General features: G+C 29.9%; 17 protein-coding genes and 1 pseudogene. 2 read left to right on the top strand and 16 right to left on the bottom strand.

The features are described from left to right. Positions 1-23: 23 nt before the first annotated feature. The 6 genes from CLVI_RS10040 to CLVI_RS10010 all read right to left on the bottom strand — a co-directional run bounded on the left by CLVI_RS10040 (position 24) and on the right by CLVI_RS10010 (position 5,658). Complete coding sequence (locus tag CLVI_RS10040; RefSeq protein WP_106059994.1) at positions 24-1,976, bottom strand: fructose-1,6-bisphosphatase; 1,953 nt, start codon at positions 1,974-1,976, stop codon at positions 24-26. Positions 1,977-2,325: 349 nt separating this feature from the next. Next, the gene (locus tag CLVI_RS10030) at positions 2,326-3,120 is read right to left on the bottom strand and encodes a MerR family transcriptional regulator (RefSeq protein WP_106059993.1); all 795 of its coding nucleotides are present in this window, start codon (positions 3,118-3,120) and stop codon (positions 2,326-2,328) included. Between the two features lie 149 nt (positions 3,121-3,269). After that, positions 3,270-3,779: a preQ(1) synthase gene (gene queF / locus CLVI_RS10025; RefSeq protein ID WP_106059992.1), complete on the bottom strand. Its 510-nt coding sequence runs from the start codon at positions 3,777-3,779 to the stop codon at positions 3,270-3,272. Between the two features lie 11 nt (positions 3,780-3,790). Next, positions 3,791-4,447 carry a 7-cyano-7-deazaguanine synthase QueC gene (queC, locus tag CLVI_RS10020; RefSeq protein ID WP_106060014.1) on the bottom strand — a complete coding sequence of 219 codons (657 nt, stop codon included), beginning with the start codon at positions 4,445-4,447 and terminating at the stop codon, positions 3,791-3,793. Positions 4,448-4,554: 107 nt separating this feature from the next. After that, positions 4,555-5,226 carry a putative 7-carboxy-7-deazaguanine synthase QueE gene (gene queE / locus CLVI_RS10015; protein ID WP_106059991.1) on the bottom strand — a complete coding sequence of 224 codons (672 nt, stop codon included), beginning with the start codon at positions 5,224-5,226 and terminating at the stop codon, positions 4,555-4,557. Further along, on the bottom strand, positions 5,227-5,658 hold the full coding sequence (locus CLVI_RS10010; RefSeq protein WP_106059990.1) for a 6-pyruvoyl trahydropterin synthase family protein: 432 nt from the start codon (positions 5,656-5,658) through the stop codon (positions 5,227-5,229). A gap of 392 nt (positions 5,659-6,050) precedes the next feature. Between CLVI_RS10010 and CLVI_RS10005 the strand changes: the two genes are divergently transcribed. Beyond that, positions 6,051-6,515 carry a B-box zinc finger protein gene (locus CLVI_RS10005; protein WP_106059989.1) on the top strand — a complete coding sequence of 155 codons (465 nt, stop codon included), beginning with the start codon at positions 6,051-6,053 and terminating at the stop codon, positions 6,513-6,515. Positions 6,516-6,605: 90 nt separating this feature from the next. Here the strand turns inward: CLVI_RS10005 and CLVI_RS10000 are convergent, their stop codons facing one another. From CLVI_RS10000 to CLVI_RS09985, 4 genes are all read right to left on the bottom strand, one after another. Then, positions 6,606-8,012, bottom strand: coding sequence for a cation:dicarboxylate symporter family transporter (locus CLVI_RS10000; protein ID WP_106059988.1), 1,407 nt, complete (start codon positions 8,010-8,012; stop codon positions 6,606-6,608). A 165-nt stretch (positions 8,013-8,177) separates the two neighbouring features. Continuing rightward, the gene (locus tag CLVI_RS09995; RefSeq protein WP_106059987.1) at positions 8,178-8,741 is read right to left on the bottom strand and encodes a beta-class carbonic anhydrase; all 564 of its coding nucleotides are present in this window, start codon (positions 8,739-8,741) and stop codon (positions 8,178-8,180) included. Between the two features lie 109 nt (positions 8,742-8,850). After that, entirely contained in the window at positions 8,851-10,239 is a 1,389-nt protein-coding gene (locus CLVI_RS09990) for a L,D-transpeptidase family protein (protein WP_106059986.1), read from the bottom strand. 212 nt (positions 10,240-10,451) lie between these two features. Then, positions 10,452-11,849, bottom strand: a complete 1,398-nt coding sequence (locus tag CLVI_RS09985; RefSeq protein WP_341458751.1) for a L,D-transpeptidase family protein — start codon at positions 11,847-11,849, stop codon at positions 10,452-10,454. 255 nt (positions 11,850-12,104) lie between these two features. On the opposite strand from CLVI_RS09985, the gene CLVI_RS09980 reads away from it, so the two are divergent. Next, on the top strand, positions 12,105-12,815 hold the full coding sequence (locus CLVI_RS09980; RefSeq protein WP_106059985.1) for a GntR family transcriptional regulator: 711 nt from the start codon (positions 12,105-12,107) through the stop codon (positions 12,813-12,815). A 49-nt stretch (positions 12,816-12,864) separates the two neighbouring features. Here the strand turns inward: CLVI_RS09980 and CLVI_RS09975 are convergent, their stop codons facing one another. The 6 genes and pseudogenes from CLVI_RS09975 to CLVI_RS09950 form a co-directional block, all read right to left on the bottom strand. Continuing rightward, positions 12,865-14,100: a peptidase U32 family protein gene (locus CLVI_RS09975; RefSeq protein ID WP_106059984.1), complete on the bottom strand. Its 1,236-nt coding sequence runs from the start codon at positions 14,098-14,100 to the stop codon at positions 12,865-12,867. 46 nt (positions 14,101-14,146) lie between these two features. Continuing rightward, entirely contained in the window at positions 14,147-15,865 is a 1,719-nt protein-coding gene (locus tag CLVI_RS09970; RefSeq protein WP_242980648.1) for a flavin monoamine oxidase family protein, read from the bottom strand. 116 nt (positions 15,866-15,981) lie between these two features. Beyond that, entirely contained in the window at positions 15,982-17,442 is a 1,461-nt protein-coding gene (locus CLVI_RS09965) for an NADP-dependent glyceraldehyde-3-phosphate dehydrogenase (protein ID WP_106059983.1), read from the bottom strand. Positions 17,443-17,547: 105 nt separating this feature from the next. Continuing rightward, positions 17,548-19,349: pseudogene (locus tag CLVI_RS09960) on the bottom strand (ABC transporter ATP-binding protein). A 29-nt stretch (positions 19,350-19,378) separates the two neighbouring features. Then, on the bottom strand, positions 19,379-21,118 hold the full coding sequence (locus CLVI_RS09955) for an ABC transporter ATP-binding protein (protein WP_106059982.1): 1,740 nt from the start codon (positions 21,116-21,118) through the stop codon (positions 19,379-19,381). A gap of 27 nt (positions 21,119-21,145) precedes the next feature. Beyond that, positions 21,146-21,595, bottom strand: a complete 450-nt coding sequence (locus CLVI_RS09950) for a MarR family winged helix-turn-helix transcriptional regulator (RefSeq protein ID WP_106059981.1) — start codon at positions 21,593-21,595, stop codon at positions 21,146-21,148. Positions 21,596-21,773 lie beyond the last annotated feature (178 nt).

Below are 21,773 nucleotides of genomic sequence, written 5' to 3'. Positions count from 1 at the left end.
ATTATAACTTTGGAGATATAATATTATAATTTTTCTTTTATTAGTCCTTTTCTATAAGACATTAACAACTTTTCTAAATCTTCTATTTCTCTTTGTAATTCTACACCAATGTCAGTATCCCTTACTCTTTTTCTTTCTTTTTCCTTCTCTAAAATCGTTGTTGTAGATAGAATATCCGTTTCATTTATTATTGCCTCTTCTGTAGACTTAAAATGATTATGTGCAACTAATTGTAGTCCCATTGAATCATAAATTAAAGTATACCCAGCAATTCCGGTTTTCTCTTGATATGCTCTAGAAAATCCCCCATCGATAACTAGCAATCTACCATTACATTTAATAGGACTCTCGCCTTTTTTTCTTTCTATAGGAACATGCCCATTTATTATGTGTGACTTTCGTGGGTCTAATCCAAACTCTTCAAATATCATATCACACATCTCATCACTTTCTCTTAATCTATAATATGGATTTTTTCTTTCTATGTGGCATTCCTTATCTTCTATGAAATATCTTTCAAAAGTAGCCATTTCTTCTTTGCCAAAAAGAGGAGAGCATGGACCTATCCATAAATACCACATTACATCCATTCCATATAATTTTTCAGTGCTATTACTTTTATTAAAATAACCCTCTCTAACTAAAGTATCAAACCTATCAAAAAGTTTTTTACCACAATAATTTTTTCCCTTTATTAACATATTTCTAAAGCTACCATCCTCATTTAAAGGAATACATCCATGGAATAAAAGGTTTGAATTAAATTTTAAATACATACTTCCCTTTGCAAATAAAAATTCTACATGCTTTTGAAGTTTTTCACTATTTACAAATGAAGCAGATAGCTTGTCTATTAAAATCTCCTCTCCCCTAGTTAATTTATATGGATTTTCAGGATCTATAGTTGGAAAGTTATTGTCCATTAATTTGTAGTTTTTCCCTTTTATATCGATACTGCCTTCTTTAAAATTAATATTATTAAATAGTAACCTATGTTCCATTTCAAATTCAGGTCTTCTATCTATTATTTCTCCTTCAAGCTTAAACTGTATTATTGCTATAGCTTTGTGTATTTTCGCAATTAATTGCTTTTCATTATTGCTATAAACTTTATCATTACAATCTTTAGGTAGAAATAATTCACATGGATCATCTTTATATTGTTCTAAGGCAAAGGTTGCTAGTGGCAAGATACTTATTCCATAAACATCCTCTATTATATCTAAGTTAGAATACCTTGAAGAAATTCTTAATGCATTAGCTACACAAGCTTTAACCCCAGCAGCTGCTGCCATCCATATAACATCATGATTTCCCCATTGTATATCTATTGAATGATATTCCATTAAAGTATCTAATATTATATCTGGCCTACTTCCTCTATCATAAATATCTCCTAATATGTGCAGCCTATCAATAATTAGCCTCTGTATAAGCTTTGATAAAGAAACAATAAATTCTCTAGCTCTATCAGTTTTTATGATGGTATTTATTATGCCATCATAATATTGCTCCTTATCTTCATATAAATTACCATCATGTAAGAGCTCTTCAATAATATACGCAAAATCCTTAGGCAATGCTTTTCTAACCTTTGATCTTGTATATATTGATGAAACATATCTGCAAATTTCAATAAGCCTATATAAAGCTATTTTATACCAATCATCTATATTTTTCTCTTCTTTAAGTATTAAATCTAATTTCTGTTCTGGATAATATATTAATGTAGCAAGACTTTTCTTTTCGCACTCCATTAAAGAATTCTTAAAAAGTTCTTCTACTTTTCTCTTAACTACTCCTGAACCATTCTTCAATACATGAACAAACTGCTCATGCTCCCCATGAACATCGGTCAAAAAGTGTTCAGTTCCCTTCGGCAAATTTAATATAGCTTCTAAATTAATAATTTCAGTACATGCTTCTGCTATTGTTGGATATTGCTTAGACAGTAATCTTATATATTTCAAATCCATTACCTCTCCCCCTACTTCTTTAAGGCTAAAAAATCAGTATTTTATATTTAATTATAGCATCAATTTTAAATATTTCTACTTTTTAATTTTATTTACAAATATATAAAAAAATACCATATTTATCTTAAGTGAAACTTTTTCAAATTAAACTCTTAAAATAAATATGGTACATAACTCTCCTCCACACGTACGGGCACTTAAAGGGAGTCAATTCTCCACTATCAATTCTACAACAGGATATCTTAACACTGTTTTCATTTTTTCAGGTTTTACTTTTCTTGGATCGGATAGATAGCTTTCATGCTTCCTTTTTATAATCTAATTTATCTACTAACATATCCCTTTCGTCCTATTCTATTGGTGTTATTATCTCAGTTATATAATTATGAGGATTTCCTTTAAATATCTTGCCGGGGCCCTTTACATATACTTCTCTTGATGGACTCAAGCATTTCAAGTTATTTTCTTTGGCATAATCAAATATAGCTTTATATGCCTTATTCAAACTTTCATAGGGACCATTATGAATAGTGCAAAGTGCTTTTATCCGTGGTAACTCTCTTGATGTAATCTGAAAATAATCAACAGGGTCAGAAATTGGCACACAAAGTTCTATATCTTCCTCATCTCTAAACTCACTATCATAGTAACAATTAAAAGGAGCACCCTTTACATTGCCTTTAACCTCTTCATATATTTTGCCAATATGCATGCCAACATCACTATGCTTTCCTTTATATCTAATAGATGCCACCATTACTGCTTCAATAGTCTTCATCTCAATTTTATAGCTAATACCATCAGCATATCTTTGATTTGGTTTAATATAAATGTCGATTTTCTTCAATAGGTCTTTTTCTACACGTATTTTATTCTCAATCATTCTTTTCTTTTCTTCTAAAAAATACGCTAAATCCGAAGGAGATTCATAATTGCTAACTATTTCTTTGATTTCAGAAATAGAAAAATTCAAATTGCGAAACAATAGAATTAATTTTGCTTTTTTAAAATCTTTTTCATTATAATATTTACAACCATCCTCTTCATTACAACGAGATGATAGAAGTATATGTTCCTCATCATAATATGCTAAGGTTTTTACTGAAAGATTTGTAATTTTAGAAAATTCACCTATTTTGTACATATCGTCACCTCTATATTTTTATTATAAACTGTACCCTACACTGGAGAGTCAAGCCTAATTTCAAAAATTAAAAGTTGAAAATTAGTTTGAAAACAAAGAAAATCATTCTCCAAACTCTCAACTCTCCATTCTCAGCTTTCAATTATCTCCTATCTATTGTCAACAGTCTCTGGATACATATCATGCTGGAACAGACGGTCTTTAGCCATTCCTTCAAACATTGTATCTGTCTTTCCATAATTACAGTATGGGTCAATGCTTATTCCACCCCTTGGAGTAAACTTACCCCAAACTTCAATATATTTGGGATCCATTAACTTTATCAAATCTTTCATTATTTTATTTACACAATCCTCATGAAAATCTCCATGATTTCTAAAACTAAACAAATATAATTTTAAAGACTTACTCTCAACCATCTTTACACTTGGTATATAGCTTATATAAATAGTTGCAAAATCTGGTTGTCCTGTCATAGGACAAAGACTTGTAAATTCAGGACAGTTAAATTTTACAAAATAATCATTTTCTATATGTTTATTATCAAATACTTCTAAAATGCTTGGATCATATTGAGTTTTATACTTTACTTCTTGATTTCCAAGTAAGCTTACGCCCTTTAACTCATCTTTGCTTCTTCCTTCAAAATGATTTTCCATATAAGAACCTCCTATTTAATCTTTTTAGAATTTAAATAATTATCAAGACCTCTTTTTCTCAATTTACAAGATGGACATTCTCCACAACCATCTCCAATTATCCCATTATAGCAGGTTAATGTTTTCTCTCTAATAAATTCAAGAGCTCCCATCTCATCTGCCATTTTCCAAGTTTCTTCTTTATCTATCCACATTATTGGTGTATGAATTACAAATTGAAAATCCATAGCAAGATTTAAAGTTACATTTAAAGATTTTATAAATACATCCCTACAATCTGGGTATCCACTAAAATCTGTTTCACATACCCCTGTTATCAAATGTCTCGCTCCTACCTGTTTTGCAAATACAGCTGCAAATGTTAAAAACAGCATGTTTCTTCCATCAACAAATGTTGACGGTAATTCTCCCTCTTCCCCCAGCTTTATATCTATATCATTTCTAGTTAACGCATTAGGCGCAAGTTGTCCTAATAACTTCATATCTAAAACATGATTCTCACATCCTAATTCCTTTGCAATTTTTTTTGCACAGTCGAGTTCTGCAACATGTTTCTGATTATAATCAAAAGAAACTGTTATTACCTCTTTAAAATTCTTTTTTGCCCAAAATAAACATGTTGTGGAATCTTGTCCTCCACTAAAAACTACTACCGCTTTACCATTTATCATCTTAAACTCTCCCTTTATATTAGGCACAATCAAAAAAATAACAAAATATATATTGCATCTTTAGTCTGTTATTTTCTTTAATACGCCTTTATTTTCCAACTATTCTATACTTCTCTAGTTTCTGGAGACCAGATTATTTTGTGTAACTGTATTTGCAATCTTATATTATTCATTTTATTTCTTTTCATAAAATCAACAATTAATGCTGGCTCGATGCTTGTAGTTATTGGACTAAAATACACCAAACATTTTTCAGTTAAACTAAACTTCTCTACAATCTCTTTAGCTTTAATTAAATCTTCCATTGTTTCAATTACAAATTTACATACATCTTTTTTAGAAACTACTTTATAATTTTTCATATCCATCTTATTTTCCATTCCGCTACTTGGCAGTTTATAATCTAGGATGAAACTTACATTATCTAAGTTCTCTATTTTTTTAAAGTTGTAAAAAGGAATAGATCCATTAGTTTCTATATGAATTAATAATTCTGAATCCTTAGCCAAAAAGTATATTAATTCTTCAATATCTTCTTGTATTAGAGGTTCCCCTCCTGTAAGAGTAACATTTTTTGTTCCATTATCTTTTATGTATCTATATATATCTTCCTTATTCAAAGTTTGTCCTTTAATTTTGCCATCAATAGAATAAGCAGTGTCACACCATTTGCAGCAAAGATTACAACCACCAAATCTTATAAATGTAGCAATTTCTCCTGCTGTTGGACCTTCTCCATCAATAGATAAAAATTTTTCTATTACATTGTATTCCATCTATTCTTCCTCTCTATAAATACAACTATTAGTAGGAGTTTCAAAAAGCTCTACCTCATAAATATTTATCCCCTTAGCCTTTATTCTATTAAAAATATCCCTAGACATTTCTTCAGCAGTAGGTCTATAAGATACTACTACGTGCTCAAAATTTTGAAGTGTACCTTCCAGACGCTTTATTAAATCTCTTCCAATTTGATCATCCTCTACAACTAACTTATGATCAAACAAATCATGGATATCCTTTAATATTAGCTTTATAAAACCAAAATCTTCAACCATAGCACGATTTGAACCAGTTGATTTTAATTCAGTGCCCTTAACTTTTACTATTAATCTATATCTATGACCATGTATATTCCCACACTTTCCATCATAACCACTTAAATAATGGGACATATCAAATCCAATTTCACTTTTTAAAATAAACATAAAATCCTCCTTATTTTTAATTTTGAAAACAAAAAAAGGGCGTAAAGACACCCTAATTAATATATACAAAAAAATTTAATACACATTTACTAAATTGCCTAGTTTTTTTTAGCGACAGGAAGCTTACAAACTGTCTATTAAGTTCAAGTTAGTTATATCAAATTTTCTTAGAATAATCAATAGTAACTTACTATAAGATTTCTATAATAATATAATTATCATTATATACTTATACAATATTGTACTACAACCACTTAGCAGTATAAATTCATGTTAATCGCTTAAAAAATTTTTATAAAAATTTGATTTTTTAGAAGGATAAAGGTATTTCTTGTAGAATATAAATAAATTGGAATAATTATTAAATTTTACACTAAAAAGGGGTCGAAATTATGAAATGTTCAAATCACTATGAAAGAGATGCTGTGGCTCAATGCCACGATTGCGGTAAAGGGTTATGTCCAGAATGTACTAACAAATTTAGCCTTCCAATCTGCGACAAATGTGCGTTAAATAGAATTAATGTATCTAAGCAACTACTTGTAAAAAATTCTATTATAATGGTAGTGCTATTTGCTTTTGGTTTTTACTTAGCTGATGGACAAGGATTCTTTGGTCGTTTTTTTATGGGATATTTTTTTGCTGGAATAGCTTGGGGATGGAGTTTCTTAAACAAAATCACTCCAAGTATTTTCTTGTTTATGTCTTGGTTTGGTTGGGCAATGTATTTCTTTGTAAAACTTTTTTTATCAATGTTAATAGGAATGTTTATTACACCTTATAAAATTTATAAAGTTGTAAAAGGATTAAAAGAGGGAAAGGCATTACAAATATATACGAACAGCATTTCATTATAAGTAAAATTAAAAACAGGTATTTATTAATACCTGTTTTTTTCATTGCTATTTTCTTCTCTTAGTTATTATATCTGCACTATATTAAAGTTATTATTCTTGTTCAGCTAATGAATCTTTCACATTGACACTATTAAAAACATCTTTATCTAATTCATTAACACTATTTGCAACAGTAACTCCAGCTACCATTGCACCATTTACATTAAGCATTGTACGTCCCATATCTAAAATAGGGTCTATTGCAAGAATTGCTCCTGCAAGTGGAAAATAAGCTCCCATTCCCATACCTGATATTACAACTGAAACTGACATTATTGCAGTTCCTGGCAATCCCGCTATCCCAAGTGAACTTACAACAATTACAACTATTAACATAGCATAAAAACTAAAGTTCATTGGTGTACCAGACATGTTTGCAATTGTAATAGTCATTAATGCAGGATATATAGCAGCACAACCATTCATGCCAATATTAGCTCCTAAACTTCCTGCAAAGCTTGAAATCCCATTTTCAACTCCTACTTTTTCTGTCAAAGTCTTTATAGTAACTGGTAAAGTTCCAAGACTTGACCGTGAAGTAAAAGCTAAAATCAATGGTTCAATAACATTCTTTAAATATTTAATTGGGTTTAATCCATTTAAAGCAATTATTATAAGATGTATAACAAATACTATAGCGATACTTACATAGAGTGCGACTATGAAATTAATTACACTAATTATTGCAGCTATTCCCTTTCCTGCAATTGTACTTGCAAGTAATGGTATTACAGCATAAGGCATAAACTTAATAATTGTCATTGCAACACTTATCATTATTTTATAAAATACTTCTATAAGATCTACAGCAGGTTTAATCAATTCTTCATGTTTCTTATTTAATCTTTTTATAGCAATCCCAAGGAATGCAGCAAATATAACTAAACCAACAACATTAGCCTCTGCCATAGCCTTTATTGCATTAGATGGAATTAATCCTCTTATAGTATCTACAAATGAACTAATGTCCTTTAATTCAACTTCACTTTGAATTACTTCTCCTCCAACGCCAAGTTTAAATAGATTACCTATAATAATAGCAACAACTGAAGCAATTGCTGTGGTTCCAAGCAAAATAGATACTGATCTAAATGTTATCTTGCCTAAACTTTGATTGTCTTTCATATTTATAATAACTTTTAGAATTGAAAGAAAAACTAATGGTACAACTAACAATTTCAATAAATCCATAAATCCATAACCAACTAACCCATACCATTTGGTTACTTCTCCTATCCATTTAACTTCCGTCGTATCACTCGGAAATCCAGCCACTAACTGAATTGCGAGTCCAAGTACTAATCCTAATACTGTTGATAAAATCATACGTTTTGAAAATTTAACCTTTTTTCTATCCAGCTTATTTATAACAAAAAATATTCCTAGCAAACCTATTATAAATAATATTGTTTTGAAATTAGTAATCATTATAAAATCCGTAAAAAATGTACTGTCCATAATTTATCCCCCTCATTTATATATAAAACTTATCTGTTTAATATGTTTAAACAATACCAGCTTTTCTATTATTTTGTCAATGGTAATTTATTCTCAAAACAAAGAAAAAAATTACAGGCACTAGCCCCCACTGCGGCTAGCACCTGTATTAAAATTATATTTTATTTATTTTTCATATCCATTAATAATCACTTGTAATTCACCGGTTTCTGGGGATATAACAAGCCCATGAACAATAACATCCTTAGGTGTTAAGGGATGATTTTTTATCATCTCTACACTATCTTTTATAGACTCTTCTACAGAATCAAAACCTTTTAACCATTTTTTTATATCAATTCCAGAATGAAATAATGTATCTATAACATCTTTTGATATACCTCTATCTAAAAATTTATCTGTCATTTTCTTAGTATTTAAGTTACACATACCACAATTATGATGTCCAATAACTAAAACTTCATCAACTTGAAATTCATATATGGCTACCATAATGCTTCTTGTTATACTACCAAAGGGATGCATTATCGCTGCCCCTGCATTTTTTATAATTTTAGCATATCCATTTTTAAGATTTAATGCCTTTGGAAGTAAATCAGTTAATCTAGTATCCATACAAGATAAAATGACTATTTTTTTATCAGGGTTTTTTGATGTCGCATACTGTTCATAAATTTTATCTTTAACAAATTTATTATTATATTGAAGTATTTCATCTAGTTTTCTCATAAAATATACCTCTCTTAACTTATTATTTTAATTATTATATCACAACAATTTATAATTTAACACAAAAAACTCCAACCTATAAAAGATTGAAGTTTTTCATATTTAATATTTAATAATAACAAACTACCGGAGTACCTTCGTCAATATTGTTAAATAATGTACTTGCCAAGCTATATGGTGCATTTATACAGCCATGTGATCCACTTGATTTATATATACTTCCTCCAAAGGTTGATCTCCAATTTGCATCATGAATTCCGATTCCATTATTAAATGGCATCCAATAACTAACAGGTGTTGCGTAACCATCACCTTTCAGTGTAGCATTTTTTTCTTTATATACTAAATTATAAGTTCCTGATGGGGTTGCTGTTCCATTGCTTACATTTCCTGTAACCACATTTCCTTCTACAATAATAGAACCATTTTTATAAAAAGTTAAATGTTGATTTGATAAACTAATCTCAACATAAGTGTTCCCAATATCATTAGAATTTCTATCTGCCCCAGCTTGACTATATATGGGTTCCTTTGTTATGGTTTGTCCCTCTGTTACCGATGCAATTAAGGCTTGAACTTCTTCTGAACTATCAATAAGCCAGCCATAAGTTCCACCACTTACTTTTATAGTTGTCCCTGAGGATGTCTTGAAGTCTCTTGTAATTCCAACTGTATTATACTTACTTCCTAAAGTATCTACATAATCTTCAATTTTTTCCTCATTTAATATAATACCCATATTTTCATCAACTTGTATCCAATCCTTAATTACAGTACCATCTACAACTTCAGTTCTTTCTCCAAAAGTATAGGTAATTTTTGAAGCTGCATATTTATCAAGATTGTTTTTAGCATCAAGTACTTCTTGAGAACTTGCAATGTATTTTGGATTTTCATAACAATTTATTGATTCTAAGTTTATTGTGGTTTCTCCAGAATAAATTGCATTTACCACATTCTCAACTAAGATGTCTTTATTGATTTTATTCCCATAAACTTCATCTATAATTTTATAACCACTATCGGTGTATTCAAATTTAGGATTTTGTGATTCAATTATTGTACTACTATCAAAATAAGAAAGTTTATCTAAGTATGTTTTTAATAGTTCTTTATCATAAGTCACTATATCAGGTACTTCATTCTCGGCCTTATCAAAAGCAGAAGAAATCCATCCAAATGGACTTTGACTATCTTTTAAAGCTTGTATTTTATCCTCTGAGGCATATTGTAGATTAATATCTTCTGCTTTCATTTCCTCATTTATAGACCCTCGTCCCTCTAACGTTAAGGTGTATGTCTGAATTTCTTCACCTACTTCCTCAACAGTTTTAGTTGAAACATTAATGCTATTTATTTTAGTACTAAAATAAAAATGATTGTTAAAATATATTGATACCCCCAAATATATTATAAATATGATACAAAAAGAAATTATAATACCTTTCTTATTTTTTTTGAATTTATTTTTAATAAGTTTACTTTTTTCAATTTCCATAAATTCTAGCCCCCTTTTTATACTATTATACCAAATATTGTAAATAATGCTCTATTTATTTTTAAAATTTCTGATATTATATATTATGTTTAGCGACTTCTATTTAATCCAATTATTATTAACCTTGCTTCTAATGTATTTTTTGCAACAAAAAAAAGAGCTACAACACTTATTAAAAGTGTTGTAACTCTTTTATTTATTCTCCTAGGATGTTATTCGTAATAGCAAACAACCGGAGTACCTACTTTAATGTTCTCATAAACAACCTTTGCTAATTCGTAAGGTGCATTTATGCAACCATGAGATCCATTTGTTTTATAAATTTCCTTTCCGAATTTGTCTCTCCAAATAGCATCATGAAGACCGATCCCTTGATTAAATGGCATCCAGAATCCAACAGGTGTAGCATAATCTTCTCCTCTTAGAGTAGAATTTTTTTCTTTACTATTTAACACATAAACACCTGTTGGTGTTGCAGTCTTCTTGCTTATATCTCCAGTAACAACATCTCCTTCTGCAATTATAGCTCCATCTTTGTAAAACCATAAATGTTGTTTTGTGAAATTAATTTCTATATAAGTATTTCCAATATCATTAGTACTGTGAGCTATAGTAGTACTACTATATTTGGGTTCTTTTGTTATAACTTGTCCATCTTTTACAGATGCAATTATATCCTGAACTTCTTGATATCTATCTATTATCCATCCATAATTACCACCGCTAATTTTTGTTTGTACTTTCGATGTTGTAACAAAATCTCTTGTTCTTCCAGCAGTATTATACTTACTACCTAATGTATCTACATAATCTGCTACTTTATCTTCATCTATTATAACTTCAAAGTTTTCATCAACACCTAACCATTTATTGATTGTAGAACCATCTAAGAATTCTGATGCCCCACCAATAGTATAAGTTATTTTTGAAGTTAGATATTGGTTTAATGTGTCTTTAGCAGCTATAACTTCTTGAGAATCCTTATTATACATTGGAACTTCATAACTATCTATATCTTCTAAATTCACTATTTTTTCATCATTAATAATTGCATTTACCACATTATCATATAAAATATCTTTATTAACCTTATTTCCATAAACCTCTTCAGATATTTCATAGACTGTATCCCTATATTCTACAGTAGCACTTTTAGGATCAATCACATTATTAATATCAAAACATGAAAGTTTATTAAAAATTTCTTTTAATAAGTCTTCATTATATGAAACTATCTCATCCATCTGAGAAGTCTCTGTTTTAAATAGTTCAAGAATCCATCCGAAAGAATTCTGACTATCTTTTAAGGTTTGAGTTTTACCTTCCGAATCATATTTTAAGTCAATATCAGTTGCTTTAATTTGTTCTTTCACATCTCCTCGCTCTGCTAGTTCAAGTGTATATGAATTAATTGAAGATGCTATTTCTTCATCCGCTTGCTCTACTGTTTTAGCTGAAACATTAATTCCGTTTATTACAGTTCCAAAATAAAAATGATTGCTAAAATATATTGATAAACCTAAATAAATAATTAACAAGGTACAAAAACAAATTATTACGCTTTTTATTATTTTACGATATTTTTTTACTTGAATTTTTATAATAGTCACCGCCCCTTATATTATTATAACAAAATAATTGCTCTTTTTCCATTTTATTATATTTATTTATTCTTTTATTTGTAAATTTTATATTGTTCTACAGCATACCTTAGAATTGCTTAATTACAAAGTTTTTATCCTAATTAAAGGAATACATTCATCTTAAATTTATTTAAAAATTACATATATTTTACAAAATAGATATATTTATTTTGTAAATTATTATATAATATATTCATTAAGAATAGGAAGGAACGATTAACTATGCTTCCAAAATATAAAGTTGTCTATAATGATATTAAAAAGAAAATACAAACTCAAGTTTATAAAACTAATGAAAAGATTCCTGATGGTAATTCCTTAGCTCAAGAGTTCTCCTACAGTAAATTAACTATTACCAAAGCTTTAGACCTCCTTGTCCAAGAAGGGCTGCTAATAAGGCGTCAAGGGTCTGGTACATACGTAAAAGAAAACCTATCCCCAATAGCAACTATCCAATTAGAACATTTTTGCGGTTATTCTAAAAAATTTGGAAAAGAACATATAAAATCTACTGTAATAGAATTTTCTGTCATTACTCCAGATAAAGAAATAGCTGAAAATTTAAATATAACTGATGACTTTGTATATAAAATTATAAGGCTACGCACTATAGACAACCTTCCTAAAGTAATAGAAGAAACCTATATGCCTTTATATGTTATTCCAGGCCTAAAGAAAAAGCATATTGAAGACTCAATATATGACTACATAACAAAGGAATTAGGTCATAAAATTCAAAGTGCACATATTTCTATAAAAGGGGATAAAGCTAATATAAGGGATATTCAATATTTAAATCTTACAGAAAATGATTTTATTATGGAAGTTGAAAAAATATCTTTCTTGGAAAATGGTAAAATATTTGAATATTCCAAAACTCATCACTGTTATGAGGATTTCAAATTTAACACGGTTATCGTGAATACTATATAAACAAAAAGGAAGTATGCTAATTTTCATTAACATACTTCCTTTATGCTTCTTAATTTAATTTTTTTCTAATAAAACTATTTTTTTCTACACTAAATGGGATTTTAACCTTACACATCATCCCAGGATGGGGACATTCTTCTATGGCTTTCCCATTTTCATTAAACAATTCTTCAATAACAAAGGAATCTCCTACTGAATCAGGAGTTAGTATTTCAACCTTATCCCCTAATATAAACTTATTTCTTTGCTTACAAAGAGCAATTTGAGTTTTTTCATTATAATCATGTACAATTGCTACAACATCATATTCTCTAATATGATCATTAGTATTATAAATCATCCCATCTGCTTTAGGTTCATTGAAGAAAAATCCAGTATTATATTCTCTATGACTTACTTTATAAATTTCATTGTATATCTCTTTAGGTAATTCATAATTTTCAGGATTACTATAATATAAATCAATGGCTTTCCTATAAGCATTTACGATTATAGCAACATAATACTCACTCTTATTTCGACCTTCAATTTTTAAAGAAGAAATTCCAGCTTCCATAAGCTCGGGGATATGTTGTATCATACATAAATCTTTTGAATTCATAATATATGTTCCATTAGAATCTTCTTCTATGGGGAAATATTCTCCAGGTCTTTTTTCCTCCATTAATGAATACTTCCATCTACATGACTGTGCACAAGAACCACGATTTGAATCTCTACCCGTCATATAGCTTGAAAGTAAACATCTTCCTGAATAGGACATACACATGGAACCATGAACAAAAACTTCTAACTCTAATTCTTTTGAAATGTTTTTTCTAATCTCTTTAATGTCCTTAAGAGAGCATTCTCTTGCTAAAACAACTCTTTCTGCTCCAAGACCTTCCCACATATTGCAAGCCTCGTAATTTATTGTATTAGCTTGTGTACTAATATGAATTGGAATATTAGTATGTTTCTTTACAGTTGCAAATACCCCAAGGTCTGATACTAAAACAGCATCAATTCCTATTTCCTCAAGTTTTTTAAGAAATTCGCGAAGTTTTTCTATTTCCTCATTTCTTGGCATTATATTTACTGTACAGTACATTTTTTTACCAAGGCTATGAGCTATTTTAATACCTTCTTCCATGTCCTCATAGGAAAAATTTTGAGCTGCTGCTCTTAAAGAAAATGCTTTCCCCCCAAAATATACAGCATCTGCACCATATTGAAAGGCAATTTTCAATTTTTCTAATCCACCTGCTGGTGCTAAAAGTTCCGGTTTATTATACTTTTTTATCATTTTGTTTTCCTCAAATCCTTTATTTTTAATTACAACTAATTTTTTATCACATGTTTTTACAACATTCTGCTATATCATTTGCAGCTTTCATGCCAGTATTTACAGACCCTTCTATCCAGGCATGTACTGGAGAAATATGTTCTCCAGCAAAGTATACTCTATTATCATATTCAGATTTTGCCATAGCATATTGAAACAGCCTGTGTTGTTCAGGCATAAAATAACAAAACCCGCCATAAAATCCCTTTTCGCTGTCCCACTGAACAGTTTTAGATTCTTCTACTATTGAATCAAGGTATCCCTTTTTAAGACCGTGAACCTCTTCAACTTGTCTTTTTATTACTTCAATCCTAGTCCTGTCATCAAGATTTCCTAACCGCAATGCATCTTGATTAAGATTATAGGAGGCTAAAAGAACTCCAGCTTCATCATATAAATCAGATTTTTTATGTTTATTCGAAGCTTTCCTATTTTCTATTTTATCACGATTTAGATAACCAGGATACCATATAGTTTCAATGGACAAATCTGTATGGGAGCCTCCTCCTACTATTTTTTCTTCTGCATCCCCCTTTTCCCAAAAACGTTCATTACACATAAAAATAGTTTTTTGAGATGATACATAGTTAACTTCCTTTATTGCCTGCATTTTTTCATTGCTAAACATAGGATTTACATCTACGTTTCGAAGACTAGAGAATGGAATTGCACAAATAACAAAGTCGAAACTTTCCCGGGAAATCTCTAAAGACTTTTCACTTTTATACTCAAGGGCAACCTTATTTTTTTTATTTCCTTCATATATACCAGTTACTGTTTTTCCATTTTTCCAACATATTTTTCCTAAATCATTTTCTTCAATATTAATGTATTCCTTAGGGCTTTTGCAAATTAGAGATTGGTAAAATGAAAGGGGTAGGTTAACTGTGCCTCCAACTATTTCATACCTGAAAGCAGAATCTACAGTATACTCTTCCTGCATATTTTCGAAGTAACTATTATAATAGAAACCTCCAAGGAATGGTATCAATCCTGATATTAACTCTATAGCCCCCTCACTTAAATTCATTTCTTCCATTACTTTTCGTATACTTAAGCTATCCAAATATTCTATTGTACTTGAGTAATGTTCTTTAACCTGTAGAATTTCTTTTCTTATGGATGGAGGTACTTTTAAAAAAGCAGTTCCTAGTGCATACCCTAAAAGTTTTTGCCAGGGCATATTTTTTTCCCAGTCTTTTAGATCAAATTCAGGATAAATTTTTTCCATTACATTTTTTCCTTCTGAATCATTTCTTACCCGTTTATTCTTTATATAAATAAATGCATTTTTATTTGATTGAATAAATGGTCGTGTTTTTAACTTAAACAGATTAATATAATGCCATGTAGTTTCATGACTTACTGGTATTCGCATAGCTCCAAGCTCACCATAAAATCTTTTATCCTTATCAAAATAATGAGTATAAATTCTACCACCAATTCGTTTCTCTTGAGTTTCAAAGATTGTAATATTAAATCCAAGTTTTCTAAGTTCAAAGGCAGCGGACAATCCTGCTACACCTCCACCTATTATTCCAACTTTAATTCCTTTACCGCTTCCTGGCGCTCCTATAGTTGTAATGTCCTTTGGAGGACTAAGTAGCTTTACTAAATCCTCAAAATCCTCTGGGTGATTTCCTTCTTCTAACGCAATCTTTATCATTTTATATCTTTCTTCATTAGTTGGATTAATAGGCTGTATATATTTATTTTTTTCAGCCAAATAAATTCAACTCCCCTTAGATTAAATAATTTTTCTTAATTATATGATAAATATATTATTCAGCACGCAAAAAAATACTCAAAGAGGTTTTAACCTTTGAGTATCTTCTTTAATTATTACCTTATTATATTTATAACTGTCGCTTTAGGTCTAGACATAGCTTCAATTGAATATTTTATTCCTTGTGTCCCCATACCAGATGCCTTTACTCCCATAAATGGGAAGTGATCAGGACCTCTTTCTGTCTTATTATTAATTTGAACTGTTCCCACTTCTAACTTATCAGCCACATAAAAGGCATCATTAATACTTTCAGTGAAAACTGCACCTTGAAGACCATATTGTGACTTATTAGCAATTTCTATAGCTTCATCCTTATCCTTAACTCTTATTATTGGAAGTACTGGACCAAAAGGCTCCTCCCAAGCAAGTCTCATATCTGTTGTCACATTATCAAAAAGAGTTGGATAAATTAAATTACCTTCTCTTTTGCCCCCTATAACTAGATTTGCACCCCGAGACTTAGTTTCTTCAATTAAATCCCAAACAAAATCTGCTGCTTCAGTGCTAATTAGAGGACTAATATCTACATCCTTATCTATAGGATTTCCTACAATAAGTAATTTAATCTTTTCTTTAATTTTTGCCACTAATTCATCTGCCACTTTATCTACTACTAAAATTCTCTTAACTGCAGTACACCTCTGACCTGAATACGAATATCCACCTGAAACTATATTACTTGCAGCTAATTCTAAATTAGCATTTTCTAAAACTATAGCAGCATCCTTACCACCTAATTCCATTAATAGAGGTACCATACAAGTTATTTTAGAAATTCTAGTTCCAACCTCTGTACTACCAGTGAAGTTTATAAAATCTATTCCTGGATGAGTAGTAATATAATCTCCGATGTTACTACCTCTACCTGTAATTGTATTTAATACTCCCTTTGGAACTCCTGCTTTCTCAAAGATACTTGCCAAATATAGTGCGCAAAGGCTTCCTTGAGTCGCAGGCTTTAATATAACTGAATTACCTGCCATTAATGCTGGCGCTATTTTAGAAGCTGATAAATTTATTGGATAATTAAAAGGGGATATTGCAAGCACAACTCCTAATGGTTCGCGTCTTACAATTGATATCTTATTATTATTAAATCCTGGAAAGCTGTCCCCTTGAAGGCTTTCCCCAGATAAGTTCTTAGCTGTATCTACAGTAAATCTTATAAAATCTGCTGTTCTTGAAACTTCTGAACTTGAACTTTTTCTATCCTTAGCAATTTCCATCATCATAATATGAGCTAATTCATCTGAATGTTCTAATAAAAGATCCGCTGCTTTATATAATATTTTGCCTCTCTCACTTATTGTAGTATCTCTCCACTTCTTCTGAGCTTCTTTGGCATATTTTATTGCACTATCTACCTCTTCTTTAGTCATAGCTGGTACTCTACCTAGCAAGGACTTATCTAAAGGTGATTTTATATCTATAAAGTTTTCACTTATACTACTAACCCATTCTCCATTTATTAAATTTTTAAAAGTATTATTTTCTCCATTTATATAATCAAACATGATATAATCACTCCTTGTATATTTAAAATCTATAGTTATATTATACATATACTTATATTTTAATACTGTGATTAAGATCACATTTTTAAAATTTTATTAATATTCTTAATCTAATTCACTTAATCCTGTATATAGTTCATAATATCTGCCCTTTTGCGCAACAAGTTCATCATGCTCTCCACGCTCTATTATCTCTCCATTTTCTAATACCATAATAGCATTTGAATTCCTTACTGTTGAAAGTCTATGAGCTATTACAAAAGTAGTACGATCCTTCATTAATCTATCCATACCATGCTCTATATGTTTCTCAGTTCTAGTATCAACAGAACTTGTTGCTTCATCAAGAATTAAAATTGGAGCCTTAGATATTGAAGCTCTTGCAATACTAATTAATTGTCTTTGTCCCTGGCTTAAGTTTGACCCATCTCCTACTAGCATTGTATTATATCCATCTGGTAATTTACGGATAAACGAATGGGCACTTGCTGTCTTAGCTGCCTCAATTACCTCTTCATCAGTTGCATCTAAACGTCCATATCTAATATTCTCCATAACAGTTCCTGTGAATAAATGAGTATCCTGTAATACCATTGCAATAGAACTTCTTAAGCTATCTTTTTTGATGCTCATTAAAGGAATATCATCAATAGTAATATTTCCTTCACATATGTCGTAGAATCTTGTAAGAAGATTTGTAATAGTTGTCTTTCCTGCTCCTGTTGATCCTACAAATGCAATCTTTTGTCCTGGATGTGCATAAAGAGAAATATTCTTTAAAATAGTCATATCTTTATTATATCCAAAAGTTACATTTTCAAGGACTACCCTTCCTTTTACATCCTTAAGTTCAACTGCATCTTTGGAATCCTCTACTTCTGGCTCTTTATCCATTGTATTAAATACTCTCTCAGCACCTGCAAGAGCTGAAAATATAATGTTAATTTGATTAGATAATTCATTTATAGGACGCCCAAATTGTCTTGAATAGTTGCAGAATACTGCAATACCACCAATATCAAATCCACTAGTTAAGCATAATAGACCTCCTACACAGGCAACAACCGCATAAGTAATTGTACTTATCTGCGCCATAATAGGCATAATCATACCGCCAAAAAATTGTGCTTTTATTTGTTTTTCTCGTAATTCAACATTCAACTCTTTAAATTCACTTCTAGCAACATCTTCATGGCAAAAAACTTTTACAACTTTTTGTCCTGTAATAGTCTCTTCAACATACCCATTCAATTTACCAATGGATTCTTGTTGTTCTTTAAAATAAGCTCTACTCTTTGAACTTATCTTAGATAAAAGCTTTATCATTATTGGTACAGTAGCAATTGTAATAAGTGCTAGAATCACATTTGTATATAACATTAAAACTACAGTTCCCATTATAGTGATAACACTAGTGAATAGCTGTATAACTATATAACTATATTATTCAACATTTCACCTATGCTATCAACATCATTAGTAAATCTACTCATAATGTCCCCATGATTATTTGTATCAAAAAATCTTACTGGTAGTTTCTGCACTTTATTAAACAAATCTCTACGAATCTCTTTTACTGCTTTTTGAGAAACTCCCATCATAATTCTATTTTGAAAATATGCAGCTATAACTCCCATAAGTAATATTCCACCCATAAGTAAAAGGGCTCCTACTAACCCAGTTAAGCTTGGATTACTTCCATCTATTGGCAGTATATAATTATTTATAATAGGCCTAATCATATATGCACCTAGCAATGTACACATTGTATTAATAATTACAAAAAGCAAAATCAAAATAACTTTAAGCTTATCTATGCAAATATATTCTACTAATCTTTTAATAGTTTCTTTTGTATTCTTAGGTTTACTCCCTGGTTTTTTATCTCCTTTAGATTCCATACTCATAGGTGGTTTTTTATTTCTATTTAAATTACTCATTCTGCAGCCACCTCTTTTTCTTTTTGTGAGTAGTAAATTTCTTGATATTCTTCACTATTAATAATGAGTTCATCATGGGTCCCAATGCCAACTATTTTACCCTCATCAATTATAATAATTTTATCAGCATCCATAACCGATGTTATTCTTTGTGCAATAATAATCTTAGTTGTATCCTTTAAACTTGTCTTTAAAATTAAGCGAATTTTACTTTCTGTGGCAGTATCAACTGCACTTGTACTATCATCAAGAATTAAGATTCTAGGTTTCTTAAGCATTGCCCTTGCTATACAAAGTCTTTGTCTTTGACCTCCAGATAGATTTATACCACCCTGTCCAAGGTCTGTATTATATCCATCTGTAAATCCTTTAATAAAATCATCTGCTTGAGCACTTTTTGCAGCTTCTATTACTTCTTCTTCAGAACAATTTTCATCTCCCCATTTTAGATTGTCCATAATAGTCCCTGAGAAAAGTGTATTTTTCTGAAGAACCATAGAAACTCCATTTCTAAGATTCTGAACCATATAATTCTTCACATTAACATCATCTACAAGTACTTCCCCATAAGTTACGTCATATAACCTTGGAATAAGCTGAACCAGTGAGCTTTTAGCAGAGCCCGTAGCTCCTATTATTCCTATTGTTTGTCCTGGATCTACTGTAAAAGATATATCTTCTAATATATTATCTTCACTTTCTTTACTATATTTAAAGCTAACATTATTAAATTGAATTTTACCTTTTGTTACTTTATAATTCTTATTCATTGATTCTTTACTATCACTTATATCAACATCCTCATTTAAAACTTCTAATATACGTTTAGATGAGGCAGCAGCCCTTGCTCCATTTAAAATAACCATAGAAAGCATCATGAGTGACATAAGTATTTGTGTTATATATGTTGTGAATGCTATTAATTCTGCTACTGTTAAAGTCCCTGCAACCACCTTGTTTCCACCATACCATATCACTGCAATTGTTGTTATATTCATAGCTAACATCATTATTGGCATAGTAAGTATTGCTATTCTTAATGCTTTTAGAGTTGCAGTCATTAATGAAGTATTAGCATTTGCAAACTTTTCTTCTTCATGATTCTGTCGTACGAATGATTTAATTACACGAACATTAGTAAGATTTTCTTGAATTCCTGAATTTATATCGTCCATTTTGACTTGCATCTTTTGAAATCTTGGATAAGCATTTTTAATTATTATATATAATGCAAAAGCTAATACAGGAATTGTAAGAGCTACGATTCCTGCTAATTGAGGATTAATCATAACTGCCATTATTATTGACCCAATTAACATACCTGGCGCTCTTAAAGCTATTCTAAGTCCAAGCATAACGAGATTTTGAATCTGAGTTATATCATTTGTCAAACGAGTTACTAAAGATCCTGTACTAAATTTATCAATATTATTGAATGAAAACTTTTGTATCGTACTAAACACATCTTCTCTTACACCTGCTGAAAAGCTCATAGCAGCTTTAGAAGAAAAATACATACATCCAATACCACAAGCCATAGCAACTAATGCAGTTAATACCATGATTCCACCCATAGTAACTATATATCTAATATCATTTTTAACCACACCATTATCAACTATTAGTGTCATAAATTTCGGCTGAAGAACGTCTCCAACAACTTCTGATAAAATCAGAATTGGTGCTAATATGAAAGCTGATAGATATGGTTTAACATATTTCCAATATTGTTTCATTGTAATCCCCCTTATTATCCATTTTTATTAAATATCTTTATTTTCTTGCGCTTTATTAATATTGTTAGTCATTCTGGTTAAATAATTATCCATTTGTCTTTTTTCATCATCTGTAAAATCCGCAAATAAACTACTATCTATTGTTTCAAAAGTTCTTCTACTTTGAGCTACAATATCTATACCCTTATCTGTTAAAGAAATTTTATTGTATCTTAAATCTTCTTCATCCTGAATTTTTTTAATATATCCGGTCTTCTCTAATTTCTTAATAGCTACAGCTACAGTAGCCGCAGTTATATGTAAACAGTCTGCAATTTCTTTTTGTGTTGCAAAACCTTTCTTATCTGATAAAACCATTAAAATATGATGCTGACCCCTATGAATTCCAAATTTTTCTATTGCCCTCTCAAAATATTTTCGATGGGTCATATTTAAAATTCTAAAACTTTTTGATAGATTCCTTGCATTATTCTCCATTTTAAAATTCCTCTCCTTTTAAAATTAATATTTAAATATCTCCATAATAATTAGCTTACTAATAGTTAGCAAGCTAATTATATATCTATTTCTAAAAAATCTCAAGCAAATTATTAAATAAGTTTTGATTCTTTAATTACTTAATTAAAGAAAAAAATGGCTCTGTTGATAGGTTTGT

Origin of the sequence: Clostridium vincentii, assembly GCF_002995745.1 — a bacterium.
In the GTDB taxonomy this organism is placed as follows: Bacteria; Bacillota; Clostridia; order Clostridiales; family Clostridiaceae; genus Clostridium; species Clostridium vincentii.
Note: the sequence above shows the minus strand (reverse complement) of the source record. Positions and strands in the feature narration are given on the sequence as shown.